Source organism: Sulfitobacter sp. F26169L, from assembly GCF_026410285.1.
Classification (GTDB): domain Bacteria; phylum Pseudomonadota; class Alphaproteobacteria; order Rhodobacterales; family Rhodobacteraceae; genus Sulfitobacter.
This window is the reverse complement of record NZ_JAPMLP010000006.1, coordinates 51,373-67,540: the sequence shown is the minus strand read 5'-3', so window position 1 is coordinate 67,540 and position 16,168 is coordinate 51,373. Positions and strand designations below refer to the sequence as shown.

Genomic DNA, 16,168 nt, shown 5'->3' with positions numbered 1-16,168 from the left:
ATTTTCTGGGGGAAGCCGTAACCACCCTATCCATCAAACAACTTCGCTATGTAGAGGCGGCAGGCCGCACCGGATCAATCGCTGCGGCGGCAGCTGATCTGAATATCTCACAAAGTTCGATCACCGCAGCAATTGACGCGCTGGAGGCGGATGTCGGGTTTGATCTGTTCACCCGCGTGCCTGCGAAAGGGCTGCTGGTGACCTCTGCCGGTCAGCAGTGTCTCACATTGATCGCTGATTTTCTGGGTCGCTTTCGCGAATTCCAAGCCGAGCTGAGCGCAATCGGCGGCACCTCGACCGGCGTTATCAGGCTTGCCTGCTTTGCCGCTGCTGCGGCTACGTTTTTGCCCAACGCAATCGCCAGCTTTCAACGCCAACATCCCGGCATCCGGTTTGAAATTGTCGAAGGGAATATGGAAACTGTGGTCGGCTATCTGGAAAACGGGCGCGCTGATCTGGCCTTTACCTATCACGAAACGGTAGGAGACAATCAGCTGTTTCATCAGATTATAGATCTGCCCTATTTTGCCTTGCTCTGCGCGGACGATCCCATCGCAAACCAACCCAGCACCTGCTTGTCCGAATTGGCTGCAAAGCCGATGATCGAACTGTTCCTGCCCCAGACTCGCAGCCATTATTCCGATCTGTTCCGCAAAGCAAAGATAGATGTGAATGTTGTACACAGCTCGTCTTCGGTTGCGATGATTCGCACTATGATTGCTGCGAATCTGGGGTTTACCCTGCTCAACGCAAAACCGCTCGCTGCAATAGACCGGCGCGCCGGAATAGTCGCTGTGCCGTTGCGGGACAGGATCAAGCCCAGAGATTTTGGTCTGGTCATGCAGACCCGCGTTCGCCAGCCTCGCGCGGTCGCTGATTTTCACGCCCATTGCGAAATGATCCGCATGCAGGGGGGCTTTGAACATATGGCAGTGCGTATCCCCTGATGGTTTTCAACAATCATTAGCTGACGAACTATTCCACCATAAAATGCACTAACTGAATTTAGAAAAACTGTTTTGTGTGGGTATGACCTCACGTTAGCCTCATCACCAATAATCATAAAAGGGAGTCCGACACGTGACCAAACATTTCAAATCCATGCTGGCGGCGACAGCATTGGGAAGCATTATTGCTTTTGGCGCACAGGCCGAAGAACCAGTGCGCGGCGGTACGCTTATCCACTCGCTACCCCAGAATCCCCGCCACCTGAATCCAGCGGTACAATCCGGCATCGCGACAGGCGCGCCCGGCACACAGTTGTTTGCCGCCCCCCTGCGGTATGACGAGGACTGGACACCGCAGCCATATCTCGCAGAAAGCTGGGATTGGTCTGATGACGGGCTGTCGATGACACTCAAGCTGGTGAAGGGTGCCACGTTCCATGATGGCAAACCGATCACATCAGAAGACGTCGCGTTTTCTGTAAAGACAGTGCAGGAAAACCACCCCTTCAAATCCATGTTCGACGTTGTTACCTCTGTTGAAACACCCGACGAAAACACTGCCGTTCTCAAGCTCAGCCAGCCGCACCCAGCCCTGCTGCTGGCGATGTCCAGCCAGTTGCTGCCGATTATTCCAAAGCACGTTTACGGCGACGGACAGGACGTAAAGTCGCATCCGCAGAACAGCGAAAACGTAGTAGGCTCCGGCCCCTTCAAGCTGGCGGAATTCAACCGCGACCAGAACATCGTTTTGGAACGTTATGACGATTTCTTCATCGAGGGTCGCCCCTATCTGGACAAAATCGTTTACCGTATCATCAAGGATGCTTCTTCCCGTGCCATCGGCCTTGAGAATGGTGAGCTGCACATGGCGACGTTTGAAGCAACTGTGCGCAACATCGCGCGGATGAAAAAGAACGAAAACCTGATTGTAACCGATGAAGGTTACGCCGCTGTTGGCCCGCTGAACTGGCTGGCGTTCAACACAGGCTCAGAAGGGCCACTGTCAGACAAGCGTGTGCGTCAGGCGATTGCCTATTCAATCGATAAGCAGTTCATCCTGAAGGCAATCATGCAAGGCCTCAGCACCGATGCAAAGACTGGTATCCACCCTGGATCGCCGCTCTATAACGACGACGTAAACAGTTATGATTTGGATCTGGACAAAGCGAATGCCCTGCTGGACGAAGCCGGTTTCGAACGCGGCGCAGATGGCAACCGTTTCAGCCTGACCATCGACTATGGCAACCCTACCACCAAAGCGCAGGCAGAATTTACCAAGGCGTCACTGGCCAAGGTCGGTATTGATGTCAGCGTGAACAGCTATGTCGACTTTCCCACATGGGCACAGAAAATCTCGAACCACAATTTCGACATGACTTGGGATACAGTGTTCAACTGGGGCGATCCGGTAATCGGTGTTCACCGCACCTACTCCTCGGACAATATCAAGCCCGGTGTGATCTGGTCCAACACCCAGCAATACGTCAACCCGGAGATCGACGCATTGATGGAGCAGGGCGCAAAAGAGATCGACCCTGCCAAGCGCAAGGAAATCTACGCCAAGTTTCAGGAAATTCTGGCCGAAGACCTGCCGGTTTACTGGACCAACACCCTGCCCTACCATACGATTTACTCCACCAAAGTGGGCAATCCGCCATTGGGCATCTGGGCTTCCGGCTCACCCTATGATCTGGTTTACCTGAAAGAGTAATCTGCAAACTGCCTGCTCCGTATTCTGTGGGGCAGGCTTCACCCCAGCGTTCGCAAGGTGCCCATGGCCATTTTCATGACAATACTCCAGCGGCTGTTGTACGCCGCACTGCTGCTGATTGCGGTTCTGGTGTTGAACTTCACCATGATGAACCTCGCCCCCGGCGATATAGCAGACACAATCGCCGCTTCGATGGGGGGAGCGGACGCCGAAATGATGGAACAAATTCGTGCGGAATACGGGCTGGACCAGCCCTTTCCTGTGCAACTCCTCGCCTATGTCAGCCGCGTGCTGAGCTTTGATCTGGGGTATTCGTACTTCTATAACGCTCCCGTAACTACGCTGATCTTTGAAAAACTCCCTGCCACCCTTCTACTCGTTCTTGTGGCTCAAAGCCTCGCGCTGGTTGTTGGGGTTTTGCTGGGCGTCTTCTCTGCGCGCCACCCTAATGGCATCGCCAATTACTTCGTCACGCTGATTGCGCTGTTTGGCTATGCCGCGCCGGTGTTCTGGACGGGTATTTTGCTGCTAATCGCCTTTTCTCTAAAAATCCCGCTGTTTCCTGTCGCAGGGATGAGCGACATCACTGTTGACGGTAACTTCTTCGTCAAAGCGGTGGATGTGGCACACCATATGGTTCTGCCTGTGATCACGCTTGGCTCTATTTTCCTCGCACTCTATTCGCGCCTGTCGCGCGCTTCGATGTTAGAGGTTCTGGGCTCCGACTATGTGCGCACAGCCAAAGCCAAAGGGCTGAGCCAGCGTGAGATCGTGCTAAAGCACGCGCTGAAAAACGCACTGCCCCCTGTTGTCACGCTTGCCGGTTTGCAGTTTTCTGCGGTGATTTCCGGCGCGGTGCTGGTTGAAACGGTATTCTCCTGGCCGGGTCTGGGGCAGCTTGCGCTTACCTCCATCCTTGCGCGTGATACGCCAACGATCCTCGGCATCCTGTTTTTCTCAGCCCTCGTCGTGATTATCGGCAACCTGTTGACCGATCTGGTGCTTCGCGCCATCGACCCCCGTGTAAGAGGCCGCGCATGACCCAGATAGACGATATTCCCGCCAAGGCGCGATCACCGTTTTCCGAAGCGTCCGAGATGTTTCGCCGCAACCATGCAGCCGTCGCCGGATTGGTGGTGCTGTTGTTGATTGTCGCAGTGGCAATCATCGGGCCGATGGTCTATCCCGGTGATCCGTTCGATATGGTTTGGGTCCCTTTCACCCCGCCGGGTGAAGAGGGATACCTGATGGGCACTGATTATCTGGGTCGCGACCTACTTTCCCTGCTGATCCACGGCGCGAAAGTTTCGTTGACGATCGGCGTTTCCGCGGCTGTTGTAACTGTCTCAATCGGTATAACCGTTGGCGCGCTTGCCGGGTTCTACCGCGGCTGGGTCGAAGAATTGCTCATGCGCCTTACAGAGTTCTTTCAGGTGCTTCCGACACTGCTGTTTTCCATGGTGATCGTATCCCTGTTCGGGGCTAGTCTGTTTATGATCACGCTCGCCATCGGACTGGTCAGCTGGCCCGCCGTGGCCCGTATCACCCGCGCCGAATTCATGCGCATCCGCGAGCTGGAGTATGTGACCGCAGCCCGAGCAGGTGGTGTCAAAAACGGCAAGCTGATTTTCAGTGTGATCCTGCCAAACGCCCTGCCCCCGATCATTGTGCAGGCCGCGCTGATGGTCGGCTCTGCGATCCTGTTCGAGGCGGGCCTGTCGTTTCTCGGCCTTACCGATCCCAATGTCGCAAGCTGGGGCCAGATTATCGGCAGCAACCGCGAATATATCCTTGATGCCAGCTATGCGGTGACCGTTCCCGGTGTAGCGATCTTCATCACGGTACTTGCGATTTCACTGGTCGGTGACGGCCTCAACGACGCGCTCAACCCGAAACTGAGACAGCGATGACAGAACCCCTCCTTAAAATCGAAAACCTGCGGATCGAACTTGCGCTGCGCAGCGGTCAAGCACCGGTAATTGACGATTTGTCACTGGAACTGAATGCAGGCGAAACGCTCAGCTTTGTCGGCGAAAGCGGTTGCGGTAAATCGATGACCGCGCTCGCCATCATGGGTCTGCTGCCGGAAAAGGTTGGCTCAATCGCACAGGGCCGCATCCTGTTTCAGGGCAATGATATGGCCCAGATGAACAGTAGCCAGTTACGCGCAATCCGCGGCAACGAAATCTCGATGATTTTTCAGGAGCCGATGACTTCGCTGAACCCCGTTTACACGGTGGGCGAACAGATTGCAGAGGTGTTGCGCCGTCATAAAGGGATGAACAAACGCGACGCATGGAAGCGTGCAATCGAACTGCTGGATGCCGTGCGCATCCCCAACGCCAAGGCGCGTATCTCCGATTACCCGCATCAGATGTCGGGGGGCCAGCGTCAGCGTGTGATGATCGCAATCGCGCTGGCTTGCTCGCCCAAAATCCTTATCGCGGATGAGCCGACAACCGCGCTGGATGTAACGGTACAGGCACAGATTTTCGATCTGCTGCGCGATCTGGGGCGTGAAACAGGAACGGCAATTATCCTCATCACCCACGACATGGGTGCCGTGGCCGAAATGGCGGATCGCATGGTGGTAATGTATGCAGGCCGCAAGGCCGAATATGGCCCGGTCGCCCCCGTAATCAGCCACCCGCGCCACCCCTATACCAAGGGTCTGATTTCTTGTGTGCCGCACCTGCTGGCTGAACTGACCGAAGAGCGGCCAGACCTGACCGAAGTCCCCGGCATTGTACCGAGCCTCGACAGTTTCGGGGTAGATGCCTGCCTTTTCGCCTCACGTTGCTATCTGGCCGATGACAAATGCCGCAGCAAACGCCCACCTGAAATCGTCTTTGGCGATCAAAGCTCCGCCTGCTGGAAGGCTGACCAGATATGACCGCGCTCCTCAATGTGCAAAACCTCTCTGTCCGTTTCCCGATCAAACGCCGCTGGGGGCAAACCAGTTGGCTCTACGCTGTTGATGATGTCTCCTTTGAGGTGCAGCGCGGGGAAACATTGGCGATTGTGGGCGAAAGCGGGTCTGGCAAGACAACTGCCGCCCTCGGCGTCGCGCGGCTGGTCGCAAATTCCGGCGGCACAGTCGGTCTGGGCGGCAGTGATTTTCTGGCGCTGGAGGGTGAAGCGTTGCGCAAGGCGCGCGCGAAAGTACAGGTCATTTTCCAGGACCCGTATTCATCGCTTAACCCCCGTTTGCGGGCAGAGGCTATTGTACGGGAGCCGATGGACAGTCTGGGCACCCTGCCCGTCGCCGAACGCCCCGCGCGGGTCGCCGAACTGTTCAAACAGGTTGGCCTGCGGCCCGAACAAATGAAATTGTTCCCCCACCAGTTTTCAGGCGGTCAACGCCAGCGGATCGGCATCGCCCGTGCGCTTGCCACCAACCCCGAGCTGATCATTTGCGACGAAGCCGTCAGCGCGCTGGACGTGGCGGTACAGGCGCAAATTCTTAACTTGCTACGCCGCTTGCAGCGTGAACTGGGGCTGACCTATCTGTTCATCAGCCACGATTTAGGCGTGGTGCAGCACATGAGTGATCATATCGCGGTGATGTATATGGGTAAAATTGTCGAACACGCCGACCGCTTGTCGCTGTTCAACGATCCGCGCCATCCCTACACCAAGGCGTTGCTGTCTGCGGTGCCTTCGGTCGATCAAAAGCGCAAGGTGGAGCGGATGCTGATCCCCGGTGATCCACCCGATCCGCTCAATCCGCCAGCTGGGTGCCGTTTTGCTTCGCGCTGTCCACTGGTCGAGGATGCCTGCCGCGCGGCACAACCACCGCTTGATGCAGTGGCTGCCGATCACAAGGTTGCGTGTATAAAAGCCTAGGGTTTGGCATTGAAAGAGAACAGGGTTTCGCCGCTGACGGTATAGCCGTTGATCAGTTCTGCCGCGCGCGCGCTGGTCAGCCAGCCTTCCAGCTTTTCCGCCAGTTCCGCCTTTACATGCGGATGTCGCGTAGCACTGACAGGCAGATAGGCGTATTGGTTGAACAACACCGGATCGCCCGAAAACAGGATCGCCAGATCACCTTTGTTACCAAAGTTCAGCCAGCTTGCGCGGTCCGACAGGATATAGGCATCCAGCCCCGAAGCAGTGTTAAGAGCTGCGCCCATGCCAGCGCCGACTGCCTTGTACCAAGAGCCGAATTCAGCCGGTTCTTCAGCCGCCGCGCGCCACAGGCTCAGCTCTTTTTTATGGGTGCCACTGTCATCCCCGCGGCTGACAAAGACTGCTTCGGTTTGCGCAATCGCCTGAAGCGCACCGGCGGCATTTTTGGCCTCACTGATCCGGGCCGGATCATCATCAGGGCCGATGAACACAAAGTCATTATACATGATCTCGCGGCGGTGCGGGCCATAACCTTCCTCCACAAACGCCTCCTCCGCGCTGCGGCTGTGCACAAGGATCGCATCCACATCACCCGCCTGCCCCAGCTTTAGCGCCTGTCCGGTACCAACCACCAGAAGCTGCACCTCAAGGTCCAGATCCTGCGCGATGACCGGAAGCAGCACATCCGCCAGCCCCGAGTTATGAAAGGAAGTTGTAACGGCCATGCGCATCACATCCTGCGCCACAGCGCCCCCTGCCCAAACCATCAAGGCGGCAGCATAAATCATACGTTTCATTCCACTATATCTCCTCTGAGGAACGCGCGGGCCTGAGGACATTCAGGCCCGTTGAAGAACTCCTGCGCGGAGGCGTGTTCACGCACACTCCCGTGCAGCAAGAACAAAACTTCGTCGGCAAGGCGGCGGGCCTGCCCCAGATCATGCGTCGACAGGATCAGGTGCGTGCCGCCATCACGTGCAGCACGCAAAACCGCCTCGACCTCGCGAGTGGCACGGCCATCCAGCGCCGCCGTTGGTTCATCCAGAAATAGCAGTTGTGGCTTGGTGATCATCGCCCGCGCCAGCGCCAGCTTTTGCTGCTCCCCGCCCGACAGATGTGTAGCGCGGCGTGACAGCATCGCGTCCAGCCCCACGCGCACGGCCCAGCGTTCCGCCGCAACCAATGCGGCAGGGCGTGCCACACCGCGCATACGCAAAGGGTACATCAGGTTCTCAAGAACACTGCGGCGCAGCATCACCGGACGCTGGAACACAAACGCCTGATCACGGCGCGCTTGCACCTCGTCGCAGGCCCATTCAATCTGTCCCGCTGTTAACCGCGCCGCCCCATGCAGCAGCCGCAACAATGTGGTCTTGCCCGATCCGTTCGGCCCCATAACAACAGTGGTCCCTGCGCCGCGCAGATCAAGATCCACCGGCCCCACCAGAACCTTGCCGCGCCGCGCAGTCTGTGCGCCGCGCACCTTGAGAGGAAACATGCTCACCAGCGGCCCTCCTGTTCGGTCCGGCCAAGCCAGTGTATGCACAGATTTACCGCAATCGCCAACCCGACCAGAATGATGCCAAGGCCCAGTGCCAGCGCAAAATCACCCTTGCCGGTTTCAAGCGCAATTGCTGTGGTCAGCACGCGTGTTGCGTGATCAATGTTGCCGCCAACAATCATAATCGCGCCGACCTCACCGATGGCACGCCCAAATCCCGCCAATGATGCTGTCAGCAGCGCACGCCGCGCGTCCCACAGCAACGTGCGCATCTTCTGACCCTGTGTGACGTTCATCGAAATCAGCAAATCATGATATTCCGACCATAAATCGCGCAACGACTGGTGGGCGATGCTGGCGATCAGCGGCACAATAATAATCACCTGCGCAATGATCATCGCCGTAGGGGTAAACAACAGGCCAAGCACCCCCAATGGCCCAGAACGGGACAGGATGACATATACAACCAGTCCGACCACTACGGGAGGCAACCCCATCAACGCGTTGAGGATTGCAATCACGCCGCGCCGCCAGCGAAACCGGCGCACGGCCAGAAACGAGGCCAGTGGCAAAGCAATTGCAGAACCGATGAGCAGCGCCGACAGCGTCACCTGAAGCGAGCGCAAGGTGATTTCCACAAGGTCACTGTCCAGCGTGACAAGCAGCCGGAATGCCTCTGATAATCCTGCCCAAAGATCGCCCATCGTGCCTGCCTTTACCGTCTTGCCGGAACCCTAGAAGGGCGGCACCACGGTTGAGGCATTAAAACCGCCATAAATGGTTGAATAAGCGGCAGTGGTTGCGCTGTTCAAGCTGGACCATCGATATTCACAGAATATATGACACTTTTAAAGGCGTCGTCACAACGCCCCGTTATCCGCTGTGACGGAACAGACAAACATAAGACCGGTGGCAGCTCCGCGTCCCATTTGGCAGCGTTTAGGAAATCCTTACAGATTGCCCTTTCCAGAATCGCGGCATCTGTGTAGGGAAAGGACACTTCGGTCCGGACGGTTTCGTCGTCCGGTTAAAAGGGAACGTGGTTCGATCAGCGATCAAATCCACGACTGCCCCCGCAACTGTAGGCGGAGAGCGAAGCCGGTATATCCACTGCCCCGCACGTTGCGTGGTGGGAAGGACCGGTGCAGCATCGACCCGCGAGTCAGGAGACCTGCCGAGGTGTTCACCCTGTTCGGGCGCGAGGGGCGTCAGAACTGCGGAACTTCCGCTTGTGGTGTTATCACCGTCTGCGGGGGCGCGTCCCTCTAATGACATATCTGCGTCTACCGGTCCAAAACAGGCCGTACCCGAGGGTTAATTTATGCTCCGCTCCTATTTTTTGGCGTCCGTCGCCATTGTTCCTTCCCTGATCACCCCCGCAGCGGCCCAGCAGGCATTCGATCTGGGTGAACTCATCATTTCGGGCAGCCTGTCACCCGTTGCACGTGATCAGACCGGCTCAACCGTCGAAGTGCTTGAAGCCGACGATATCACCGCGCGCGACACCACCGTGATCAAGCGGCTTGACCGCCTTCCCGGCATCAGCTCCACCGCCAATGGCGGCCTCGGCACCAATGCATCGCTTCAGGTGCGCGGCCTGCCTGCCCGTTATGTTGTTGTGCGCGTGAACGGTATCGACATGAACGATCCGTCAGGCACGCAAAACGCATTCAACTTCGGCGCGCTGACCCCTTCGGGGATCGAGCGGATCGAGGTTCTAAAAGGGTCCCAATCCGCGCTTTACGGCTCCGAAGCGATTGGCGGGGTGATCGACATCACCACTTACCGCCCCACCAAAGACGGTTTTTCTGTTCGCACGGGGATTGAAGCAGGCAGCTACGGCACCACCTCCGGCACCCTCAGCCTTGGCCATCTGACCGATCGTAGCGAGATCGCCTTCACCTACGGGCGCATCGTCAGTGACGGCTTCTCCGCCCGCGCCAATGACGACGAAGACGACAGCTTCCGCCAGACCACGCTGACCTTCACAGGCGGCTACGCCGTGACCGACGATTTCAAGGTCGGCATTGCCGTCAACTCCCGTGATGGCGTGCTGGAAATTGACCGCTCCACCACCGACAATTCCGGACAGAACTATTTCGAAGAGCTTGGCGCGCGTGTTTACGGCGAGTTGGTGACAGGCAATGTCACTCACACCCTTGCCTATTCCTATTTCGACATTGAGCGCCGTGATCCTACCGGCTTCACCACCTTGTTCACCGGCGAGCGTGAACGCCTATCCTATCTGGCGACTGCCGCACTTGCAAACGGCTACACCCTGAACTTCGGTCTGGACCGCACGGAAGAAGCGTTTGATTCAGGCGGTCAAAACGGCGAGGAAGACACTGTTTCTGCACAGGCGGAACTGCTGTTCAAACCCACAGACAACGTCGATCTTTCTGCTGCGCTGCGTTATGACGATAACTCCGCTTTTGGCGGCAAGGCAACGGGTCGTCTGGCAGGCGTCTGGCGCCCGCGTGAGGATCTGGCCCTGCGCGCTGTGTTCGGCACAGGTTTCCGCGCGCCTTCGCTTTACGAGCGGTTCAGCGTTTATGGTGATGCAGGCCTGAGCCCCGAAGAAAGCCGCAGCTTCGAGTTGGGCATTGAAAAAACCTATGGCCAGATCGCCAGCATCAAAGCCACGCTTTTCTATACCGAGATTGACGATCTGATTGCATTTGACGGCGCCTCGACCGCCTGCGGAAGCGGGTTCGGCTGCTACAATCAGGTTGCAGGCACCACCAAATCCCGCGGGATCGAGCTTTCCGGTACGTATGCGTTGAACAACACAACCAAACTCTACGGTAACTACACCTACACCGATGCTAAGACGGATGGCGCGCGCCTGCAGCGTACACCGCGCCACGATCTTGTGCTCGGGTTGGATACGGATATCACCAACCGCCTCAGCGCGTCGATGGATGTGCGCTTTGTCGGGGATGTGGTGCCAAGCGCCTTTGCTCCGGCGGATCACAAGGTCGGCGATTACACCCTTGTCGGTGCTGGTGTATCCTATGATCTGACCGACTCTGCACAGGCCTATCTGCGGGTCGAGAACCTGTTCGACGAAGATTACGAGACAGCCGGTGGTTACAATACACCCGGCCGTTCTGCGTACTTCGGTCTTCGTGCGGACTTCTAAACAACGCACGCGGCGCAGTCTGTCCGCCAATCTAGCGGGCATGGCTGCGCTTTGCGCACTCTTCGGGGGGGCGCCGCTTTCGGCGGATGCCCCCTCTCGCGTTGTGTCGCTGAATTTGTGTACCGACCAGCTGGCGATGCTGCTGGCGGATGAAGGACAGTTGATTTCGGTGTCGCGCTTGGCGGCCGATCCGCGCAGTTCTGCGATGGTGGAACAAGCTGCGGCCTATCCCGCCAATAACGGTCTGGCCGAAGAAGTGTACCTGATGCAGCCTGATCTGGTTGTCGCAGGCACCTACACCGCGCGCGCGACAGTGGATATGCTGAAACGGCTTGGCATTCCGGTGGCGTTGTTTGATCCGGCCAGTGCCATGGATCACGTCACCGATCGCATCAGGCAAATGGGCGATGTACTGGGCAAACCTGCGCGCGCCGCCGCTATGATCGCGGATTTCGAACGGCAGTTGACGGCCTATGGCAGCGGTTCCGCGTCCCCTCCACGCGCCGCGCTTTATTACGCCAACGGATACACCCTTGGCGATAAAACCCTTGCCGGTGACATCCTCGCGACTGCCGGTCTGGCCAATATCGCAGCCGAAGCGGGTTTCAGCTTTGGTGGCGTTATTCCGTTGGAAGTGCTGACGATGGCACAACCTGACACTGTGATCACCAGCACCCCCTACCCCGGTGCGTCCCGCTCTGAAGAGGTAACAACCCATCCCGTGATCCAGACCCTGCGCCGCGCCCATCACGGCGCAACGATGAGCGATAGCGACTGGGTTTGCGGCACGCCCTTTGTATTGCGTGCCATAGACAAGATGGTAACCCTGCGGAATGACGTAAAAAGGGGAACACCATGACAAGACTTGCCCTGTTTCTGTCGGCGCTGGTTGCGGCCTTGTTTGTGACTGCCCTTGTGGTCGGCCCCGCTGATATCGGTATGGCGCAAAGTTTAAATGCGCTGATCTTCGGTGACGGCACGCCGGTAACGCTCGTGATGCGGGAAATCCGCCTGCCGCGCGCGCTGCTTGCGCTGCTCATCGGCGGCGCGCTTGGGTTGGCGGGAGCCGCGATGCAGGGATACCTGCGTAATCCGCTGGCTGATCCGGGATTAATTGGCGTGTCGGGGTCCGCGGCCTTGGGCGCTGTACTGGCGATCCACACGGGGCTCGCGGCCACCGTTGCTTTCGGTCTGCCACTGGCAGCACTGGCGGGTGCGCTGATCGGGGTGTTTTTGCTGGTGATGCTAGCAGGACCGCGGGGATCATCCCTGACTTTGATCCTTGCAGGCATCGCCATTTCCGCGCTGGCGGGGGCGTTTACCTCGCTGGTGCTTAACCTGTCGCCTAACCCTTACGCCGCCAACGAGATTGTGTTCTGGATGATGGGTTCGCTTGCGGACCGCTCAATGACACATGTGTGGATTGCATTGCCGCTGATTGTGGTTGGCGCGCTGATGTTGGCCACCCTGTCGCGCGGTCTGGACGCCCTGACACTGGGCGAAGACGCTGCCGAGGCGATGGGCATCGGGTTGCGTCAGATGCGGCTGACGCTGATTTTTGGTGTGGCTGCTGTGGTTGGTGCCTCTACTGCCGTTGCGGGCGCAATCGGGTTTGTCGGCCTTGTTGTGCCGCATTTACTGCGCCCGCTGGTCGGTGCACGTCCGGGGCGGTTGCTGTGGGCATCGGCCTTTGGTGGCGCCGCTATGTTGCTGGCGGCAGATATTGCCGTGCGGGTGATCCTTCCGGCACGTGATCTGAAACTGGGCGTTGTAACAGCGCTGGTCGGCGCACCGCTGTTTTTGCACCTCATCTATCGCACCCGAAAGGGCGGGCTATGACACTGCTTACCCTCAGTGATTTCAGCGTCACCCGCCGCAAGCGCGATATCCTGCACAACGTCAATCTGCGCGTCGACACCGGCGAACTGGTGGGCATTATCGGCCCGAACGGCGCGGGCAAAACCACCCTGATGCGCGCGGCGTTGGGATTGATTGATGCGGTCGGGCAAAGCTCGCTCACCGCGCTGTCGGCGCGCGAACGGGGCCGCGCTGTAGCGTGGATGCCTCAATCACGCGAGATCGCCTGGCCGGTGGATGTGCAAACGCTGGTGATGCTGGGCCGCACGCCGCATCTGGCCACCGGCCAGCGCGCCACGGACGCCGACAGCGCAGCGGTTGATCGGGCGCTTTTGCGGATGGACCTTACCAGCCTGCGCAACCGCACCGTCACGCGCCTGTCAGGCGGCGAGCAGGCCCGCGTGCTGATCGCCCGCGCACTGGCGCAGGAAACACCGCTGCTAATGGCGGACGAGCCGATTGCGGGCCTTGACCCCGCCCACCAGATTGCCACCATGCAGACCTTTTGCAGTCTCGCCGCCGAAGGCCGCTCTGTCATCGTGTCACTGCATGATCTGGGCCTTGCGGCGCGCCATTGCACAAGGCTGGTTGTAATTGATCGTTGCGGCATTGTTGCCGATGGTACCCCTTCAGACGTGCTGACGCCCGAACTGGTGCGCGACACTTTCGGCATCAATGCGTTTTTGCAAAACACAGCAGATGGGTTGATCTTTCAACCGCTCGCGGTGGTGTAAGGTGGGTACGGTTCACCTGCTGCAGCCATGGCTTGTGTTCGATCTGGGGCGCGAAATGCAAGTGCTGAGCTGGGCGATCAACCGTCCCGGATTTGCCATGGCAAATCGCATTGTCTGGCGCGAGGTACGCAATGCCGACCTGCCTGTTGATCTGGATGTACGCGACTGGTTTTCACAGCAACTCAGCACGCAGAACTACACCGATGCCATCGCTTTCATCACCTCGCGCGATGTATCCTGCTTTACCCGACACACCGCACAGGTTGGTGAAATATCCGCGCAATGCATCGCCACTGTCGGCCTTTCCAACGCCGAGCGGATCGGCCACCGTGTTGACCGCAGCACCCAGGACTGGGGGACCATCAATATCGCGGTTCGCCTGAACGTGCCGCTGTCGCAGACCGGATTAATCGAAGCCCTGTCAATCGCCACTCAGGCCCGCACAGCAGCCGTGATAGACGCTGCCGTGATGCTGGAAACAGGGGTTGCCACGGGAACCGGAACCGACTGTATCGCCATCGCCGCCCCCGCCGGCCCGCAGGATTACGCAGGTCTTCACACCGATTTGGGCGAGGCCGTTGGCGCAGCGGTTTATGCGGCCGTCAAGGAAGGTGCCGACAGTTGGAAATCAAGCGTCGGTCGACTGATCGAGGCGCAAAGGGCTACCGCCAACCCCTAGCCGTTTAACGCCGCCACCTAGCGCCCTTTGATGCTGATGCTGAACTGCCGCCGCGCGCCCGCAGGAGGGCGCGGAAACGGAGCGGCCCTACGCACCAGTTTTACCGCCGCCTGATCCAGCGCCGCAGAGCCGGAGCTACGTGCGACCGACACGCCGGACAAACCACCGCCGGACGAGATCGAAAAGGCGATCACGGCAGTTCCGCGCGCATTTACCCGTGGTCTGCTAAGCCGTGAGATCCGCCGCATGACCTGACCCGGATAGTTGCTTGCAGCTGCATCGCCTGCCTGACGGCGTGCCGCCGGTTTCTTGCCTGTCTGTTGCGTTGTCGCCTTCTTGCGAGTGCCAGCCGTCGTGCCGCGTGTGTTGTTCTTTTTGGCGTTCCCGCGGGTGGCTTTCTGTTCTGTCCGCTTCGGCTTTCTGGCTTGTTCAGCCGCAACGGCGGCAGCGCGCGCCGCACGGGCGGCCTCTTCTTGCGCTTGGGCCGCTTTGGCGGCAAGTTCGGGGTTCTTGCGCGCCGGACGTCTGGACAACATCGGTGCGTCGCTGTCGGGTTCGGCAGCAGTAATTGTTTCAGGTTCCGGTGCAGGCTGCGCGGCCTCAACGCGAGGCGACGCCACGAGAGGCAGCGCGACTGACGGAGATTTCGCCGCCAACGGCGTAGCAAGCGGAACCGCCGCCATTGGTGCAACCGGTGTTGCCTCAACAGCTTCGGATTGCGTCGGAGGTGTCGCTTGTGCTGTCTCCGCTTGTGTTGGCGTCGCCTGCGTAGGCTCAGTTTCTTGTGGCGGTTCGGAAGTAACCACCTCTTGCGCGGTCATCGCGGTCAGCGTTCCCACTGCCATGTCCTCAAACATGGTGCCCATCTGCGACTCGACAGGTTCGCCCCCGCCTTCCATTTGCAATTTGGTGTCCGGTGACGCCATCTGCATCGCCCCTGTCAAAAGCCCGACAGACAGCAGCAGGGAAACGACCTTGGCTCCGGTTGATCGCACAATCATTGCAAAGCTCTTTGTGTTACAAGGACTACCCGCTGCGCACCAGCGCGGCGCAACTCAGCGGTAAGGGAAACCAGCGTTTCTGCAGGCAGGGCACGATCAGGCAAAAGACGCACCAGCGCTTTTTCTTCTTCACTCAGACCAGCTACAAACTCTGCCGCATCGGTCTGGTCAATACCGCGGTGCGCAATGCGCCCGTCGGGATAGACAACCAGCGCATCGGGGGGCGCAGCGCCGTCCAGATCACGGGTTTCAACCAGCTTTAGCGCGCCATCAACTGGCTGCGCCAACGTGCCCGCAACCATGAAAAAAACCAGCATCAGAAACACGATGTTGATCAATGCGATGGTGGGTTCGCGTTGGGGTTTGGCTTTGGCAAGTCGGCGCATTTTCTAACCTCCTAATACCGAAACACGCAAATCAGGCAGACCGCGCAGAACCACCAGCAGATCGGTGAGGCGCTGTGCATCCACCCCCTCCCCCAGCGACACCAGCAACACCGCGCCCTTTGGCGCATCGCCCAAAGCAGACCCTGCTATCGTGTCCAACGTCACATCACGCCCGTTCAGGCGCAGGCTGTCGGTGCCCAGTTGCAGAAACAGCGGCTTGGCATCGCCTGGCGCGCCGGCACCAGCACCAGCGGCCGAAAGCTCCACCTCGGCGAATTTTGAGAATGTAGATGTCAGCATGAAAAACAGCAGCAGTAGAAAGATCACATCAATCAGGGATGTCATCGACAAACGCCGCCGC

17 protein-coding genes and 1 riboswitch are annotated in these 16,168 nt (G+C 58.6%); of the genes, 11 read left to right on the top strand and 6 right to left on the bottom strand.

The features are described from left to right. The first annotated feature begins 5 nt into the window (after positions 1 to 5). The 6 genes from OS189_RS13825 to OS189_RS13800 all read left to right on the top strand — a co-directional run bounded on the left by OS189_RS13825 (position 6) and on the right by OS189_RS13800 (position 6,504). Entirely contained in the window at positions 6 to 947 is a 942-nt protein-coding gene (locus tag OS189_RS13825) for a LysR family transcriptional regulator (RefSeq protein WP_323380234.1), read from the top strand. 133 nt (positions 948 to 1,080) lie between these two features. Next, positions 1,081 to 2,658: an ABC transporter substrate-binding protein gene (locus OS189_RS13820; RefSeq protein WP_267167918.1), complete on the top strand. Its 1,578-nt coding sequence runs from the start codon at positions 1,081 to 1,083 to the stop codon at positions 2,656 to 2,658. Between the two features lie 63 nt (positions 2,659 to 2,721). Next, positions 2,722 to 3,699 (top strand): ABC transporter permease, encoded by a 978-nt coding sequence (locus tag OS189_RS13815; protein WP_267167917.1) that lies wholly within the window; start codon positions 2,722 to 2,724, stop codon positions 3,697 to 3,699. Then, the gene (locus OS189_RS13810) at positions 3,696 to 4,568 is read left to right on the top strand and encodes an ABC transporter permease (RefSeq protein WP_267167916.1); all 873 of its coding nucleotides are present in this window, start codon (positions 3,696 to 3,698) and stop codon (positions 4,566 to 4,568) included. The genes OS189_RS13815 and OS189_RS13810 overlap by 4 nt, the downstream gene beginning before the upstream one ends. Further along, positions 4,565 to 5,551 (top strand): ABC transporter ATP-binding protein, encoded by a 987-nt coding sequence (locus OS189_RS13805; protein WP_267167915.1) that lies wholly within the window; start codon positions 4,565 to 4,567, stop codon positions 5,549 to 5,551. The genes OS189_RS13810 and OS189_RS13805 overlap by 4 nt, the downstream gene beginning before the upstream one ends. Continuing rightward, entirely contained in the window at positions 5,548 to 6,504 is a 957-nt protein-coding gene (locus tag OS189_RS13800; RefSeq protein ID WP_267167914.1) for an ABC transporter ATP-binding protein, read from the top strand. Before OS189_RS13805 ends, OS189_RS13800 begins: the two co-directional genes overlap by 4 nt. On the opposite strand, the gene OS189_RS13795 is transcribed toward OS189_RS13800, so the two are convergent. The 3 genes from OS189_RS13795 to OS189_RS13785 are packed head-to-tail and all read right to left on the bottom strand — an operon-like array spanning position 6,501 to position 8,712. Then, positions 6,501 to 7,304: an ABC transporter substrate-binding protein gene (locus OS189_RS13795; protein ID WP_267167913.1), complete on the bottom strand. Its 804-nt coding sequence runs from the start codon at positions 7,302 to 7,304 to the stop codon at positions 6,501 to 6,503. The two genes, OS189_RS13800 and OS189_RS13795, sit on opposite strands and share 4 nt — an antisense overlap. Then, positions 7,301 to 8,005 (bottom strand): ATP-binding cassette domain-containing protein, encoded by a 705-nt coding sequence (locus OS189_RS13790; RefSeq protein ID WP_267168010.1) that lies wholly within the window; start codon positions 8,003 to 8,005, stop codon positions 7,301 to 7,303. Before OS189_RS13790 ends, OS189_RS13795 begins: the two co-directional genes overlap by 4 nt. 2 nt (positions 8,006 to 8,007) lie before the next feature. Continuing rightward, the gene (locus OS189_RS13785) at positions 8,008 to 8,712 is read right to left on the bottom strand and encodes an ABC transporter permease (protein WP_267167912.1); all 705 of its coding nucleotides are present in this window, start codon (positions 8,710 to 8,712) and stop codon (positions 8,008 to 8,010) included. 281 nt (positions 8,713 to 8,993) lie between these two features. Next, positions 8,994 to 9,201, top strand: a riboswitch (cobalamin riboswitch). 128 nt (positions 9,202 to 9,329) lie between these two features. Here OS189_RS13785 and OS189_RS13780 point away from each other — a divergent pair. The 5 genes from OS189_RS13780 to OS189_RS13760 are packed head-to-tail and all read left to right on the top strand — an operon-like array spanning position 9,330 to position 14,420. Next, on the top strand, positions 9,330 to 11,150 hold the full coding sequence (locus OS189_RS13780) for a TonB-dependent receptor plug domain-containing protein (RefSeq protein WP_267167911.1): 1,821 nt from the start codon (positions 9,330 to 9,332) through the stop codon (positions 11,148 to 11,150). A gap of 40 nt (positions 11,151 to 11,190) precedes the next feature. After that, a complete protein-coding gene (locus tag OS189_RS13775; protein ID WP_267167910.1) occupies positions 11,191 to 12,009 on the top strand; it encodes an ABC transporter substrate-binding protein in 819 nt (272 codons plus the stop codon). Continuing rightward, positions 12,006 to 12,989, top strand: coding sequence for a FecCD family ABC transporter permease (locus OS189_RS13770; RefSeq protein ID WP_267167909.1), 984 nt, complete (start codon positions 12,006 to 12,008; stop codon positions 12,987 to 12,989). The genes OS189_RS13775 and OS189_RS13770 overlap by 4 nt, the downstream gene beginning before the upstream one ends. Beyond that, positions 12,986 to 13,741: an ABC transporter ATP-binding protein gene (locus tag OS189_RS13765; protein WP_267167908.1), complete on the top strand. Its 756-nt coding sequence runs from the start codon at positions 12,986 to 12,988 to the stop codon at positions 13,739 to 13,741. Before OS189_RS13770 ends, OS189_RS13765 begins: the two co-directional genes overlap by 4 nt. 1 nt (position 13,742) lies before the next feature. Beyond that, positions 13,743 to 14,420 carry an adenosylcobinamide amidohydrolase gene (locus OS189_RS13760; protein ID WP_267167907.1) on the top strand — a complete coding sequence of 226 codons (678 nt, stop codon included), beginning with the start codon at positions 13,743 to 13,745 and terminating at the stop codon, positions 14,418 to 14,420. Between the two features lie 17 nt (positions 14,421 to 14,437). Here the strand turns inward: OS189_RS13760 and OS189_RS13755 are convergent, their stop codons facing one another. Genes OS189_RS13755 through OS189_RS13745 form a run of 3 tightly spaced genes read right to left on the bottom strand, consistent with a single transcriptional unit; the run spans position 14,438 to position 16,152 of the window. Next, positions 14,438 to 15,421, bottom strand: a complete 984-nt coding sequence (locus tag OS189_RS13755; RefSeq protein ID WP_267167906.1) for an energy transducer TonB family protein — start codon at positions 15,419 to 15,421, stop codon at positions 14,438 to 14,440. Then, entirely contained in the window at positions 15,418 to 15,807 is a 390-nt protein-coding gene (locus OS189_RS13750) for an ExbD/TolR family protein (protein WP_267167905.1), read from the bottom strand. Before OS189_RS13750 ends, OS189_RS13755 begins: the two co-directional genes overlap by 4 nt. A gap of 3 nt (positions 15,808 to 15,810) precedes the next feature. Continuing rightward, the gene (locus OS189_RS13745; RefSeq protein ID WP_267168009.1) at positions 15,811 to 16,152 is read right to left on the bottom strand and encodes a biopolymer transporter ExbD; all 342 of its coding nucleotides are present in this window, start codon (positions 16,150 to 16,152) and stop codon (positions 15,811 to 15,813) included. Between the last annotated feature and the right edge of the window lie 16 nt (positions 16,153 to 16,168).

Excerpts from the sequence above, each read along its gene's own strand:
- OS189_RS13785 (WP_267167912.1), bottom strand. The coding sequence starts at position 8,712 with ATGGGCGATCTTTGGGCAGGATTATCAGAGGCATTCCGGCTGCTTGTC.
- OS189_RS13755 (WP_267167906.1), bottom strand. The coding sequence starts at position 15,421 with ATGATTGTGCGATCAACCGGAGCCAAGGTCGTTTCCCTGCTGCTGTCT.
- OS189_RS13765 (WP_267167908.1), top strand. The coding sequence starts at position 12,986 with ATGACACTGCTTACCCTCAGTGATTTCAGCGTCACCCGCCGCAAGCGC.
- OS189_RS13775 (WP_267167910.1), top strand. The coding sequence starts at position 11,191 with ATGGCTGCGCTTTGCGCACTCTTCGGGGGGGCGCCGCTTTCGGCGGAT.
- OS189_RS13780 (WP_267167911.1), top strand. The coding sequence starts at position 9,330 with ATGCTCCGCTCCTATTTTTTGGCGTCCGTCGCCATTGTTCCTTCCCTG.
- OS189_RS13790 (WP_267168010.1), bottom strand. The coding sequence starts at position 8,005 with ATGTTTCCTCTCAAGGTGCGCGGCGCACAGACTGCGCGGCGCGGCAAG.
- OS189_RS13800 (WP_267167914.1), top strand. The coding sequence starts at position 5,548 with ATGACCGCGCTCCTCAATGTGCAAAACCTCTCTGTCCGTTTCCCGATC.
- OS189_RS13815 (WP_267167917.1), top strand. The coding sequence starts at position 2,722 with ATGGCCATTTTCATGACAATACTCCAGCGGCTGTTGTACGCCGCACTG.
- OS189_RS13750 (WP_267167905.1), bottom strand. The coding sequence starts at position 15,807 with ATGCGCCGACTTGCCAAAGCCAAACCCCAACGCGAACCCACCATCGCA.
- OS189_RS13795 (WP_267167913.1), bottom strand. The coding sequence starts at position 7,304 with ATGAAACGTATGATTTATGCTGCCGCCTTGATGGTTTGGGCAGGGGGC.
- OS189_RS13770 (WP_267167909.1), top strand. The coding sequence starts at position 12,006 with ATGACAAGACTTGCCCTGTTTCTGTCGGCGCTGGTTGCGGCCTTGTTT.
- OS189_RS13745 (WP_267168009.1), bottom strand. The coding sequence starts at position 16,152 with ATGACATCCCTGATTGATGTGATCTTTCTACTGCTGCTGTTTTTCATG.
- OS189_RS13805 (WP_267167915.1), top strand. The coding sequence starts at position 4,565 with ATGACAGAACCCCTCCTTAAAATCGAAAACCTGCGGATCGAACTTGCG.
- OS189_RS13810 (WP_267167916.1), top strand. The coding sequence starts at position 3,696 with ATGACCCAGATAGACGATATTCCCGCCAAGGCGCGATCACCGTTTTCC.